This is a genomic window from Niallia sp. FSL K6-0212 (assembly GCF_038007605.1).
Lineage (GTDB): Bacteria > Bacillota > Bacilli > Bacillales > Cytobacillaceae > Niallia > Niallia circulans.
Map to the genome: position 1 here is coordinate 2,732,602 of NZ_JBBOXL010000001.1, position 13,061 is coordinate 2,745,662.

At 35.7% G+C, this 13,061-nt stretch carries 13 protein-coding genes; 10 read left to right on the top strand and 3 right to left on the bottom strand.

Features of this window, described 5'->3' with window-relative positions; all coding sequences use genetic code 11:
• Positions 1 to 32: 32 nt before the first annotated feature.
• Positions 33 to 1,280: a DUF438 domain-containing protein gene (locus tag MHH96_RS12905; RefSeq protein ID WP_341117533.1), complete on the bottom strand. Its 1,248-nt coding sequence runs from the start codon at positions 1,278 to 1,280 to the stop codon at positions 33 to 35.
• An 8-nt stretch (positions 1,281 to 1,288) separates the two neighbouring features.
• Positions 1,289 to 1,522: a DUF1858 domain-containing protein gene (locus tag MHH96_RS12910; protein WP_047941463.1), complete on the bottom strand. Its 234-nt coding sequence runs from the start codon at positions 1,520 to 1,522 to the stop codon at positions 1,289 to 1,291.
• Positions 1,523 to 1,845: 323 nt separating this feature from the next.
• Here MHH96_RS12910 and MHH96_RS12915 point away from each other — a divergent pair, with 323 nt between their 5' ends.
• The 7 genes from MHH96_RS12915 (at position 1,846) to MHH96_RS12945 (ending at position 8,335) form a co-directional block, all read left to right on the top strand.
• On the top strand, positions 1,846 to 2,295 hold the full coding sequence (locus tag MHH96_RS12915; protein ID WP_235850318.1) for a PTS sugar transporter subunit IIA: 450 nt from the start codon (positions 1,846 to 1,848) through the stop codon (positions 2,293 to 2,295).
• 15 nt (positions 2,296 to 2,310) lie between these two features.
• Entirely contained in the window at positions 2,311 to 2,598 is a 288-nt protein-coding gene (locus tag MHH96_RS12920) for a PTS sugar transporter subunit IIB (protein WP_047941465.1), read from the top strand.
• Positions 2,599 to 2,618: 20 nt separating this feature from the next.
• Positions 2,619 to 3,881, top strand: a complete 1,263-nt coding sequence (locus MHH96_RS12925; RefSeq protein WP_235844517.1) for a PTS ascorbate transporter subunit IIC — start codon at positions 2,619 to 2,621, stop codon at positions 3,879 to 3,881.
• A 52-nt stretch (positions 3,882 to 3,933) separates the two neighbouring features.
• On the top strand, positions 3,934 to 4,521 hold the full coding sequence (locus tag MHH96_RS12930) for an SIS domain-containing protein (RefSeq protein ID WP_328283133.1): 588 nt from the start codon (positions 3,934 to 3,936) through the stop codon (positions 4,519 to 4,521).
• A gap of 77 nt (positions 4,522 to 4,598) precedes the next feature.
• Positions 4,599 to 5,525, top strand: a complete 927-nt coding sequence (gene dapA, locus MHH96_RS12935) for a 4-hydroxy-tetrahydrodipicolinate synthase (RefSeq protein WP_047941467.1) — start codon at positions 4,599 to 4,601, stop codon at positions 5,523 to 5,525.
• Positions 5,512 to 6,147 (top strand): ketohydroxyglutarate aldolase, encoded by a 636-nt coding sequence (locus MHH96_RS12940; RefSeq protein ID WP_047941468.1) that lies wholly within the window; start codon positions 5,512 to 5,514, stop codon positions 6,145 to 6,147. Before dapA ends, MHH96_RS12940 begins: the two co-directional genes overlap by 14 nt.
• Before the next feature lie 106 nt (positions 6,148 to 6,253).
• Entirely contained in the window at positions 6,254 to 8,335 is a 2,082-nt protein-coding gene (locus tag MHH96_RS12945; RefSeq protein ID WP_328283131.1) for a BglG family transcription antiterminator, read from the top strand.
• A gap of 118 nt (positions 8,336 to 8,453) precedes the next feature.
• Here MHH96_RS12945 and MHH96_RS12950 read toward each other — a convergent pair whose 3' ends face one another.
• On the bottom strand, positions 8,454 to 9,227 hold the full coding sequence (locus tag MHH96_RS12950) for a DeoR/GlpR family DNA-binding transcription regulator (RefSeq protein ID WP_047941469.1): 774 nt from the start codon (positions 9,225 to 9,227) through the stop codon (positions 8,454 to 8,456).
• Positions 9,228 to 9,702: 475 nt separating this feature from the next.
• Here MHH96_RS12950 and iolA point away from each other — a divergent pair, with 475 nt between their 5' ends.
• From iolA to iolC, 3 genes are all read left to right on the top strand, one after another.
• Complete coding sequence (gene iolA, locus MHH96_RS12955; protein ID WP_328283130.1) at positions 9,703 to 11,163, top strand: methylmalonate-semialdehyde dehydrogenase; 1,461 nt, start codon at positions 9,703 to 9,705, stop codon at positions 11,161 to 11,163.
• A gap of 69 nt (positions 11,164 to 11,232) precedes the next feature.
• Complete coding sequence (gene iolB, locus MHH96_RS12960; protein WP_095257820.1) at positions 11,233 to 12,048, top strand: 5-deoxy-glucuronate isomerase; 816 nt, start codon at positions 11,233 to 11,235, stop codon at positions 12,046 to 12,048.
• Between the two features lie 20 nt (positions 12,049 to 12,068).
• A complete protein-coding gene (gene iolC / locus MHH96_RS12965; protein ID WP_328283129.1) occupies positions 12,069 to 13,058 on the top strand; it encodes a 5-dehydro-2-deoxygluconokinase in 990 nt (329 codons plus the stop codon).
• Positions 13,059 to 13,061: the final 3 nt, after the last annotated feature.

Genomic DNA, 13,061 nt, shown 5'->3' on the forward strand with positions numbered 1-13,061 from the left:
CTCTGAAACAGTTTATCAGAGCCTTTATACGATCAATCAAGAATTCTTTTTTCTCCGTCTATCGCTTGGATAGGATGTATATTCTGCGTGAACTCCAGTGTTCCCATATATTCGCTTTGTTCATTTCTTACAGCAAAGTACCGTATATATACATATTTATCTTTGAATTTAATCCAAAAGTCTTCACTATCTTTTTTTCCTGATTTAAAGTCATTTAATAACTTTTCTACTATATGCACGCTTTTTGGTGGATGACAGTTTTGGACAGTGCGTCCAATGACAGCTTTTGTTCGGGCAAAAATTCTTTCTTTTCCATGGGAAAAGTAACGTACAACATCGTCTTTATCAATAAAGGTGATATCCACTGGCAAATGATTCAGCATCAGCTCTAGCTGTTTGACAGATAAAATTCCAGTTTCAAATTGAATCAATCCACTTTCAATCTTATCTAAAGCAGATGTCTCTTGCATAGAAACTCGCTTTGGAATCCACTTTTCGACCGGTTTAATCAAACAATAGCCAATTTCTTCGCTTTCCGCTGCAATTTTTATCCATTCATCTTCGGTTAATGTGCTTAGGGCCATTGGAAAGAGAATATTCTCTTCTTTAAAAATCATTTCAGTAGCTTCTTGAATGATAAAGTAAATATTATTCAGAATGTCTTGTTTTTCCCCATGATAGTCTTCCAATTGTTGCTTGGCTAATTTGATAGCTGCACGAATTCGATCATCTACTCCCCACATTACCTGGGTTGGTCCATATATACCGTATTTTTCAAGAAAGGGGAATAGTAAATTTTCCTTGCGGCTATAGTGTTTATCGATTTCTACTAATAATTGTATGTCTTCTGAAAGTTTTTGGATATTGTCTGGAGAATCTTCTTTTTCAAATCGTTCATAATGAAGCTGAAGCTTGAAATTCACCAACAAATCAATTTCCTTATTTTCCAGTTTAAAAGTATGGATTGGATGTCCAGCTTCTTCTTCAGCTTTTTGGGAAGTGGAGGCATGAATATCATCAATGGACCCTTTGAATACTGCTGTGTGCACAGAACATAATCGTTGTACCTCTTCAACTGGGATACCTTCCTCTTCCATTAATGCTTGTTCAAGCTGTGATATTTCCGATACCGATATATTACCAACTGCTTTTTCGAATTGAGCTTTAACTTCTTCCACGGACCTGCCAGCATGTAAATCTTTAATAATTTCTTTTAAAAGCTGCTGGCGCTCAGAAGCTTCTTTTTTTAATTCTGCTCGATTGTTTATTAATTCAATCATATGTTGTCTCATCCTTCTTCTATAATTGTAAATCCATGATCTATACAAGTTTGCTTTACTGTTTCCATTGATATTTTTCTTATGCGGCATCCCTTTGGAATCGTCATTATTCGTCCGGCAGTTTGTATTATGCGAGGGTCTGTAATCTTTTCAAAGCCTAGGTCTTTTAAAACGCTGACTAATTCTGGATAAGTAGTGGTTAGTTCTAAGATGGTTAGATTTAAATCTAATAGTTTAGCCAATCGATAACACCTCTTTTGCTGATAATAATTCTCAATGGAAGTATAACAAAATAATCAAAACAAAAATGTGATGGAAATCACACTTTAAAAATAATGGATAAACAATAGCACTTTTACAGGAGCTATTTTATTTAGGTTCATGATTTGTTTAGGCTCCCAACAAAATAAGAACTCAATGAACGTTGAAGAAGTAAGCGCTACAAACTACAATTTAATTAAAGGTGATCACTTTAAAAAATAAAGACATGGAGGATGTATAGCTTAAAAGAGAGTTAATACAATAAGGCTGAAATGAAAAAAAGGAAACGGCTTTAAAGGAGGTAGTGATATTGTTAAGCAATATCTTAGAGGAAGAATTTATCCAATTAAATGTGAGGGTGGATAATTGGGAGGAAGCAATTAGAAAAGGTACACTACCTCTCGTAATGAAAAACAAAATAACAAAAGAATATGTCAATAAAATAATCGAAATTGCTAAAACAATAGGACCATATATTGTCATTACTAAGCATGTAGCTTTACCACATGCTCCTGCAGAATTTGGGGCAAAGGAAACAGCAATTGGGATTACTACTTTAGAATATCCTGTTAGGTTTGGAAATGAAGCAAATGACCCTGTTAAGTACTTATTCTGCTTAAGTGCTACAGATAGTAATAGTCATTTGGAAGCATTGGCAGAATTGGTAAAGCTCTTGGAAAATGAGGAGTTTTTTAAGCTGTTAGATACAAGCAGTAGTCCGAAAGAGATATTTTCATATATTAGTAAAATTTAAAAGGGAGAGATTTCTATGTATAAAGCATTAGTAGCGTGTCGAGCAGGTGTTGGTTCAAGTTTGATGCTAAAGATAAAGGTAAATGAGGTTGTGAAAGAAAATAAACTGCCTATCCAAGTCGAACATTCCTCATTGGATGGAGTGCCTGGGTTTGATGGCGAATTATTAATCACGCTTGTCGACGTTGCACAGGAATTGAGTAATAAAGGAATAAAGCAGCATATTATTGGTATTGCAAATATTGTGGATAAAAAAGAAATTCTTGAAAAATTAAATGCATTTTTACAGCAAACGGAAATTTGAATAGAAGGAGCTGTTAGTAAATGATGCAATTCATAATTAGTTTATTTAGTAATCCTGCAATCATTCTAGCGTTAGTTGCATTGATTGGATTGCTGGCACAAAAAAAGGCAATGACAGAAGTAATGACTGGCACCTTTAAAACACTGATTGGGTTTTTGATCTTTGGAATAGGTGCTAGTACGATGACAGCTGCATTGAAAAACTTTAATGTCTTATTCCAAGATGGCTTTGATTTAACTGGAGTTGTCGCATCTCCAGAAGCCGCAACAGCCCTTGCACAATCGGAGTATGGGTTTGTTGTATCCTGCACATTGATTTTAGGGTTTGTAATGAATCTAGTTTTTGCAAGAATAACTCCTATGAAGAATATTTTTTTTACAGGAGGGCATAGTTTATTCTTTGCATGTGTACTGTCGCTCATTATTAAATCTTATGGGTATTCAAATACTATTTCAATCCTTGTTGGCGGGGTTATTTTAGGATTTTGTTCAGCTGCTTTACCGCAATTATGTCAGCCCTTTATGCGGAAAATTACAGGCAGCAATGCTACTGCTATAGGGCATTTTAATATGTTAGGCTATGCTTTATCAGGCAGTATTGGAATGTTATTCAGCAAGCATCAAGAGAAAAGCACGGAATCAATTAAATTTCCTGCTTGGTTATCTTTTTTTAGAGATTTTCTGATGGGAATGGCTGTTATCATGTTGATTCTTTTCTATGTCTCTGCTCTAAAGGCGGGAAAAGATGTTACACAAGAATTAGCTGGTACAACCCACTGGCTAGTCTTCCCCTTAATCCAAGCATTTATGTTCACAGCAGGGATGTCGATTTTAATGACAGGTGTACGTATGTTTTTGGCCGAAATTACAGCAGCTTTTGTGTCTATCTCGGAGAAATTTATCCCAAATTCGCGTCCGGCTCTAGATGTTCCCACTGTCTTCCCATTTGCGCCAACAGCAGTAATTGTTGGTTTCCTGTCTGCGTATGTAGCTGGACTTTTGGCAGTATTTATTATGGTGTTTTTTGATTTCCCAGTTGTTATTATACCTGCTGCTCATATTGCTTTCTTCTCAGGAGGAACGGCTGCGGTTTTTGGTAACTCAACAGGGGGCTGGAGAGGAGCAGTTGCAGGATCATTTGTGGTTGGATTATTACTAGCCCTCTTACCAACAGTTCTCTATCCAGTGTTTGCTGGTATGAATATTGAAGGGTCAACTTTTCCAAATATTGACTACAATATTACTGGTATGCTTCTCAATAAATTCTTAAGCTTTTTCCACTAAGTTTTAGTTAAGTTATGGGGAAAAAGAAATCAAGAGGAAAGGAAAAGAAGAAATGAGTGAGGCGAAGAACTATTTAGAAGCGATACAAGAAGAGATGAATCAATTAATCAACCATATTTCCATAGCTAATCTAGAAGAAGCAAAGTCCTGTATTATTAATGCTGGGAAAAAAGGAAAACGATTACATCTCACAGGTATTGGAAAACCTAGCTATGTTGCACGTTATAGTGCATCTTTATTATCCTCTACCGGAACTCCAGCCTACTTTTTAGATGGAACAGAAGCAATTCATGGCTCGTCAGGTCAAGTAGTGGAAGGAGATGTCGTAATTGCCATTTCCAATAGTGGAGAGACAGAGGAATTAAAAAAGACGATTCACACTTTAAGAGAAAATGGGGCAATTATCATTTCCATTACAGGGAATCTGCAGTCCTCGATTGCTCGGCAAAGCGACTTTGCAATTTTTGCAGGTGTATCAAAGGAGGGGGATGGTCTTAATAAGCCTCCTAGAGCTTCTGTTGTTGCTGAACTGCTTGTACTGCAAACCTTATCAGTATTACTTCAAAATGAGATAGGCTTGGATGCACAAACGTATGTAAAGTGGCATCCTGGTGGAACCCTTGGACAGTCCATTAAATAATAGGAAATTTTAAAAGGCTATAGAGGAAGAAACTTTCTATAGCCAGCAAAATAAATAGTTTAACAGAGGTGAAGATAATGAGGCCTAGTGGAATCATTACGGCAATGGTTACCCCTTTTGATCAGGAGCAAAAGATAGATATACAAGCAACACGTAATCTAGTAAATCGCTTAATCCTTTCAAAGGTGGCTGGATTATTTATTTTAGGTACGAATGGAGAATTTCATGTTTTATCAAGAGAGGAAAAAGTCGAATTTGCCTCACTTGTCATTAATGAAACAAATAAACGCGTTCCTATTTTTGTAGGAACTGGAGGGAATAGCACAGCAGAAGTCATTTCTCTATCAAAAGAAATGGAGAAGCTGGGAGCAGATGCACTTTCTGTCATTACGCCATATTTTCTGTCGTTAACAGAAGATGAATTATATCATCATTATAAAAAAATTGCTGAATCGGTAAGTACTCCAATATTACTCTATAATATTCCGAAAAATACTGGTATTCACTTAAGCCCGCCATTAGTAGCACGACTGGCTAAGGTGGATAATATAGTAGGAATTAAAGATAGCAGCGGGGACATTGAAAATATTAAAAACTATATTAGCGTGACAAAAGAAGAGGCCTTTTCTGTTTTATCTGGGTCTGATTCTTTAATTTTAAAAGCTTTAGATGAAGGAGCGACAGGAGCAATTGCCGCAACTGCGAACCTATTAACATATATAGATGTCTCTATTTATAAGCATTGGCAAAAGGGCGAAAGACAGGAAGCAGAAGAAGCACAGCAAAGTTTAGAGGAGCTGCGTCGAGTATTAAAACTTGGTTCCACCCCTTCTATCTTAAAAAAGGCAATGGAGCTTGCGCAGATTCCAGTTGGGCCAGCTAGGTATCCAGTCTTAGAACCAAAAAGTGAAGTAATCGAAGAAATTAACTCGGTAATAGCAGCATATCTACAAAAATATCATCAATTATCGTATGAAGGGGCTGCTATTCATGTACAAAAATAACATTCTTAATAGAATCGAAAATACAGCAATTATGGCAATTGTAAGGGTAGAAACATTAGAACGTGCCTATGAAATTGCAGATGGATGCTTAGCTGGAGGAGTAGATGTATTAGAAATTAGCTACACATTACCAAATGCGGGGGAAATTATAAAGGGGTTAAATGAGAAATATGGTGCTCGTTTACTAGTAGGGGCTGGTACAGTCTTAGATACAGAAACAGCAAGATTAGCGATATTAGCTGGAGCGAAATTTATCATTGCACCAAATTACAAAGAAGAAGTTAGTAGAATATGCAATCGATACCAAGTACCTTATGCTCCAGGCTGTACAACCATTTCGGAGATGGTGGATGCGATGGAATCAGGTGCTTCCATGATTAAAGCATTCCCGATTTCTAATTATTACGGATCCCAGCTTGGAACAGTTTTCAAAACACCGATTCCTTATATGCCTATAATGGCTTCTGGAGGTGTTACGATAGATAATATCATAGATTGGTTTGAAAATGGAATTGACTGTGTAGGAATCGGTAGTTTGTTAACAAAAGGAACATCATCACAAATTGAACAAAATGCTAGAGAACTTGTAGAAAAATTAAGAGAATATCGAAACAAGAAGTGAAACATAGAGAATAAAGCAAGAGAAATAGTTAATGAGAAATAAGGCAGCAATCATTAGTCTATTTCTCTTCTATTATTAAATGTATCAATAAATGGAGTGAAGTCATTTGCTAGATGAACGATCATACCTCATTATCCAAAAAATTATGGAACGCCCATTTATAGAAAAGCAAAACTTACAAGAACAAACGAAATTAACGCAAAGACAAATTGATTATAGCCTAGAGAAAATAAATAGCTGGTTAGCATCCCATCATAAAAAACCAATCGAAATAAATAGCTACAACCAAATTTCTGTTGACTATGAAACGAGGGAATTATTAATAAATGAGGTATCAAATACTATTCCAGTTGATGAGTATGTGTTAAGTAGTGAGGAACGGATACAATATATGTTTCTTTATCTTTTCATAAACATAGAGTATCTGTCGATAAACCATTTCATTGATGCTTTAAAGGTTGGCAAAACAACAATAATGGGAGATTTAAAAGCTTTAGCTGCAAAATTACAGCATAGGGGAATTTCTTTGGGGTACAATCGGAAACAGGGATATCATTTGGTAGGAACCGAGAGCGAGATACGCTATTTAGGATTAAAGTTAATAGTAAAAGAATTAAATACAAATAATAACACCAAATTATTTGGCTATTTTTTACGAGAAAATCATCTTGAAAGCTACGAGCAAATGAAGCAAATTGTATTATTTTATTCGAATAAACATAAGATTCATTTTATCGAGAACAGGTTAACAGAATTTATTTATTCCTTTTTATTTTTAAAGACAAGATTAAAAACGAAGGAATCTGTTAACTTCATCCATGAATGGAAATCGGTTAAATCTACAAAAGAATATCAGTTTGCAGAAGAGCTATTATCATTTTATCATTTGCAGAAGGAAGATAATATTTGCTACTTAACAGCCTGGGTACTAGGTCTAACATTAGGGGAGGCCGATGAATATCGCGAAGATTTTCCACTTATTATGGACTTGGTTGAACATATCCGCATGCGTTTTGAATCTTTTTCCGGCATTCGCTTTGAACATCCAAGAGAAGTATCTAAGCAAATTTTCCGGCATTTCCGATCTGCCTATTATAGATTGCTTTTTCATTTGCCGATCGTTAATCCATTGTATGAGAAGATTATAGAGGAATACAATCATCTATTTACTATAGTGAATGAAACGATGAAGCCGCTTAGCGTGCTATTTAAACATCCTATTCCCGCAGAAGAAGTAGCCTATTTGACGATTCATTTTGCATCCTTATCCAGGAATGAAAAAGAGGGAAAGGTAAATAAAAAAGTAGGTGTGATTGTTTGTCCAAATGGAGTTGGGAGTTCCTCTATTACGCATACCGTTTTAAAGTCTATTTTTCCCGAGTTCACTTTTTTAGCTCCTATCGAAACACAACAGCTGGATAAAATAGACGTTGATTATGATTTGTTATTTTCTACCGTACCAGATATTCGCTTGTTTTATACGAAAAAACCTGTTTTTATTGTAAGTCCTGTTATGGACATATCAGAAAAGTATCGTTTAGTAAGAGATGTTTATACAGAGCTGGGGAATTCCTTTTTCAAATTGCCCAGTGTAGAATTAATTACGCAAATTGTGGAAAAGTATGCTGTAGTGAAAGAAAAAGAGCAAATGAAGCGAGAATTATACGAGTACTTTGCAGTAAATGAGAAAGTAGAGCTAAAAAAAGAGCAGGGACCAAATTTAAGTGAAATTATCTCCCCAAATCTTATTCAATTACGTGTATTGGCAAAGAATTGGCAAGATGCCATTTCCTTATCTGCCTTACCATTATTACAAGAAAGAAGAATAACAGAAAATTATATTCAGAAAATGATCGAAAATGCTAGGAAAGATGGTCCTTATATGGTCATCATGCCAAATGTAGCGCTTCCCCATGCAAGACCAGTAGATGGCGTAAATCAATTATCCATAAGTATAGCTGTATTGAATGAGCCAGTGTACTTTGATAAACATACAAATAAACCGGTTCAATTTGTCTTCTGTTTGGCAGCCATTAATCAGGAATTTCATTTGAATGCACTTTCACAGTTAGTACAATTGCTGGAAAAAGAGGAATTTTATCATATCTTAAAAACAAGTAATACTTCCGAAGAGGTTTTTGATTATATATGCTGTCAGGAAGAAACCAATTTAAAACTAGTGCCATAATAAGGGATGAGTGCTAATAAAACAAGGAAGGCAAGGCACCAATGAAGAGAAGGTGCCCTGCCTTATTGAATTTCTGAATGGAACATAGGTACACAGTAGAACGGTCCACCGGATTACCTTATTGGGTGATGTGCTCTTGGCTGGCTACAACGATTTCGATGTTGTTTTCTTGGGCGAATTCCTTGTATTCGCTGTTTGGTGCTTGATCGGTTACGATATAATCTACATCTTCTAATCGGCAATAAGTCATAAGGGCGTATTTTTCAAATTTCTTATGGTCTGTGAGCAAGAAGATTTTTGAACTTCTATCAACAACGTTTTTTTTGATTTCGCTTTCTAGTGGGGAAGAGTTTGTTACTCCATTAGAAATAGAAATACCTGTAGATGCCATGAATGCTTTATTGATATTATATTCTTTAATAATATCTGTACTTTTCACACTTGCAAAAGATTTGGTATTTCTTTGCAGGAGCCCCCCTAATGTAATGATATTTAAATTCTCATAAGGTAAAGCACGAATAATAAAATCCAAATTATTGGTAATGATCGTTAATTGTTTTTGTTTAACATATTCCATCATTTCAAGTGTGGTAGTTCCGCTATCGATAAAAATAATATCTCCATTCTCTACAAAACTAGCTGCGGATTTTCCGATTAATTCTTTTTCGTTTTTATTTTGAACTTGTCTTTCCGTAAAAGAAACTAATGTACTGTTATTAACCGCAACTCCTCCGTATACTTTTTTTAATTCACCTCGATCCACTAATTCTTGTACGTCTCTTCTAATTGTATTCTTCGATACTTTAAAGACTGTGACTAATTCATCTAAAGATACTGTTTGATGTTCAAATACATAATCTTGTATTTGTTTAATTCTTTTTGTTTTTAACATATGATTCATCCTCTGTTTAGGTAATTTTTTAGTCCATGTACTCGATACTATTTCTTATGTTATCTATTTTAGGAGATTATAAACAATATCTGTTCTATTTTTGAAAGATTACTGGATATATATCGATTATACCAAAAAATAATCAAAAGTTCATCATTGAATTAAATATAATGATTATTTTATTGGGGGGATTTTAAGTATATTCCTATATTCACTGTTTAAGTTTTCCAAAAAAATAAAAAATATCGTTTGAAATGATTGACTGTAAGCGTTATACATATTATGATGTAATCATAAGTTATCAAAACTTAACCAAAAGATGATAATAACATCATTGGAAATACACTCGGTAAGTACAAGGGAAATGAATAAACAAATAATTGAGTGTTTTGGCTGGGAAAAAGTAAGATATTTTGGTTATGTTTTGGGATAAGAAACAGGAAATGTGAAAGTAGATCGTAGGAGGGAAAGGGAAATGGCTGTTGAAAAACTAAAAAATTATATAAATGGAGAATGGGTAGAAAGTAAAACGACTACATATGAAGATGTATATAATCCAGCTACTAAAGAAATAATCGCACAAGTGCCAATTTCTACAAAGGAAGATATTAATCATGCAGCAGAAGCAGCGAAAGTTGCGTTTGAAAAGTGGAAGAATATCGCTGTTCCTCGTCGGGCTAGAATTCTATTCAACTATCAACAACTATTAGCTCAACATAAAGAAGAATTAGCTCAGTTAATTACAATCGAGAATGGTAAAAACTTAACAGAAGCACTTGGTGAAGTTCAACGTGGGATTGAAAATGTAGAATTTGCGGCAGGTGCACCTTCATTAATGATGGGAGATTCTCTTTCATCGATTGCAACAGATGTTGAGGCTACTAATTATCGTTATCCAATTGGAGTAGTTGGCGGGATTGCACCATTTAATTTCCCGATGATGGTACCTTGCTGGATGTTTCCAATGGCGATTGCTGTAGGAAACACATTTATTTTAAAACCTTCTGAACGGACACCATTACTAACGAAAAGATTAGTAGAATTGTTTACAGAAGCAGGGCTGCCAAAGGGTGTATTTAATGTTGTGTATGGTGCCCATGATGTGGTAAACGGAATTTTAGAGCATCCAGAAATTAAAGCGATTTCGTTTGTAGGCTCTAAGCCTGTTGGGGAGTATGTATACAAAAAAGGAAGTGAAAATTTAAAACGAGTACAGGCGCTGACAGGAGCGAAAAATCATACCATTGTATTAAATGATGCGAATTTAGAAGAAACGATTACAAATGTTGTATCAGCTGCATTCGGTTCAGCTGGGGAACGTTGTATGGCATGTGCCGTAGTAACGGTGGAAGAAGGAATTGCGGATCAGTTTATGGAAGCTTTAAAAGAGAGAACAAAAAATATTAAAATCGGAAACGGTTTAGAAGATGGCGTGTTCTTAGGTCCTGTTATTAGAGAAGAGAATAAACAGCGCACACTTAGCTATATTGAAAAAGGAATTGAAGAAGGAGCTAATCTTGTATGTGACGGAAGAGAGACGGCGCCAGAGGATGGATTCTTTGTTGGACCAACTATTTTTGATCAGGTAACAACCGAAATGACCATTTGGAAGGATGAAATCTTTGCGCCTGTTCTATCCGTTATCCGTGTGAAAAATTTGCAGGAAGCGATTGAAATTGCAAATCAATCTGAATTTGCCAATGGTGCATGCTTGTTTACATCTAATGCATCAGCGATTCGTTATTTTAGAGAAAATATCGATGCGGGTATGCTTGGCATTAACCTTGGAGTACCAGCTCCAATGGCATTTTTCCCATTCTCAGGCTGGAAGTCTTCATTCTATGGAACATTACATGCAAATGGGAAAGACTCAGTAGATTTTTATACTCGTAAAAAAGTAGTAACAGCAAGATATGCAAAACCTTCTTTTGAATAATTGTAAGAAGTCTGTACAGGGTATACGAGTGCCCTGTACAGAAAATAAAATAATAGGAGGTTAATAGAAGTGAGTAAGTTACTTCGTAAATATCAGCAAAAAGAAGAAAGAGATGGCGTGAAAACTATTCATGAGGTTCTAAAGGAAAATGCCCCTTTAGAATATGTCGAATTTAGATTGCTAGATTTTACGCCTGGTGCAAAATATACGGAGACGCTTCAAGACAAAGAATGCTGTATCGTCGTTGTTACTGGGAAAGTAACAGTCACGGATGGTACGTCTATTTTTGAAAATATTGGTACAAGAGAAAATGTCTTTGAACGAATTCCCACAGACAGTGTGTACGTATCAAATGACAAAACCTATGAAATTACAGCAGAGAAAAAGGCGGTAATTGCGCTTTGCTATTCCCCCTCATCTGAACCACTACCAACTAGATTACTGAAAGCAGAAGAAATAGGTGTAGAGGAGCGTGGTAAATTTAACAATAAGCGCCTTGTACATAATATCTTGCCAGACTCTGATCCCACAGCGAATAGTTTATTAGTTGTCGAGGTATTTACAGAAACAGCCAATTGGTCAAGTTACCCTCCCCATAAGCATGATGTGGATAACTTACCAGAGGAATCTTTTTTAGAAGAAACCTATTATCATGAAATCGATCCAAGACAGGGATTTGTTTTTCAACGCGTGTATACAGATGATCGCTCTTTAGATGAGACAATGGCCGTAGAGAATGGAGATGTTGTCATCGTTCCGAAAGGGTATCATCCCGTGGGAGTGCCAGACGGCTATGCATCATATTATCTAAACGTGATGGCGGGACCAAAGAGAATTTGGAAGTTTAATAATGATAAAGATCATGAATGGATCATTCATCGCTAAATAGAAAAGGGGTGCCTGAAATGGGTTACACATTTAACGATAAGAAAGAATTCGATATCATCGCAATTGGCAGAGCATGCATTGATTTAAATGCAGTAGAGTATAATCGTCCGATGGAAGATACGATGACTTTTTCTAAATATGTAGGAGGGTCTCCAGCTAATATCGCTATCGGTGCTAGTAAATTAGGGCTGAAAGCTGGATTTATCGGAAAGCTATCTGATGATCAGCATGGCAGATTTATAAAAAGATATATGCAAGGTGTTGGAATTGATGGTTCTAATATGGTGTTTGATAAAGAGGGACATAAAACAGGTCTTGCCTTTACGGAAATTTTAAGTCCTGAAGAATGCAGTATTTTAATGTATAGAGAGGATGTCGCTGATTTATATTTAACGCCTTCTGAAGTGAATGATGAATATATTAAAAAGGCTAAGGTCTTGCTTGTCTCCGGAACAGCTTTAGCGAAAAGTCCCTCCAGAGAAGCCGTCATTAAAGCGGTAAATGCAGCAAGAAAAGATAATGTCAAAGTTGTATTTGAATTGGATTATCGTCCTTATACATGGCAATCTCTTGAAGAAACAGCTGTTTACTATTCTTTAATTGCTGAACAGGCAGATATTGTAATCGGAACAAGAGATGAATTTGATGTAATGGAGAATACGAAAGACGGCAAAAATGAAGAAACAATTCGATATTTATTTAGTCACCAAGCAGATTTAGTCGTTATAAAACATGGTGTAAAGGGCTCTTATGCTTATACGAAGTCAGGGGAGCTTTATCGAGCTCAAGCCTATAAAACAAAGGTGCTTAAAACATTTGGTGCAGGAGATTCTTATGCATCAGCTTTCCTTTATGCATTGATTTCTGGAAAAGATATCGAAACAGCCCTTAAATATGGAAGTGCCTCTGCTTCAATCGTAGTAAGCAAACATAGTTCTTCTGAAGCAATGCCAACAGTAGAGGAGATTGAATCCTTAATTAAGAAGAACGAAAAAGTGGAAGTTTAAAGA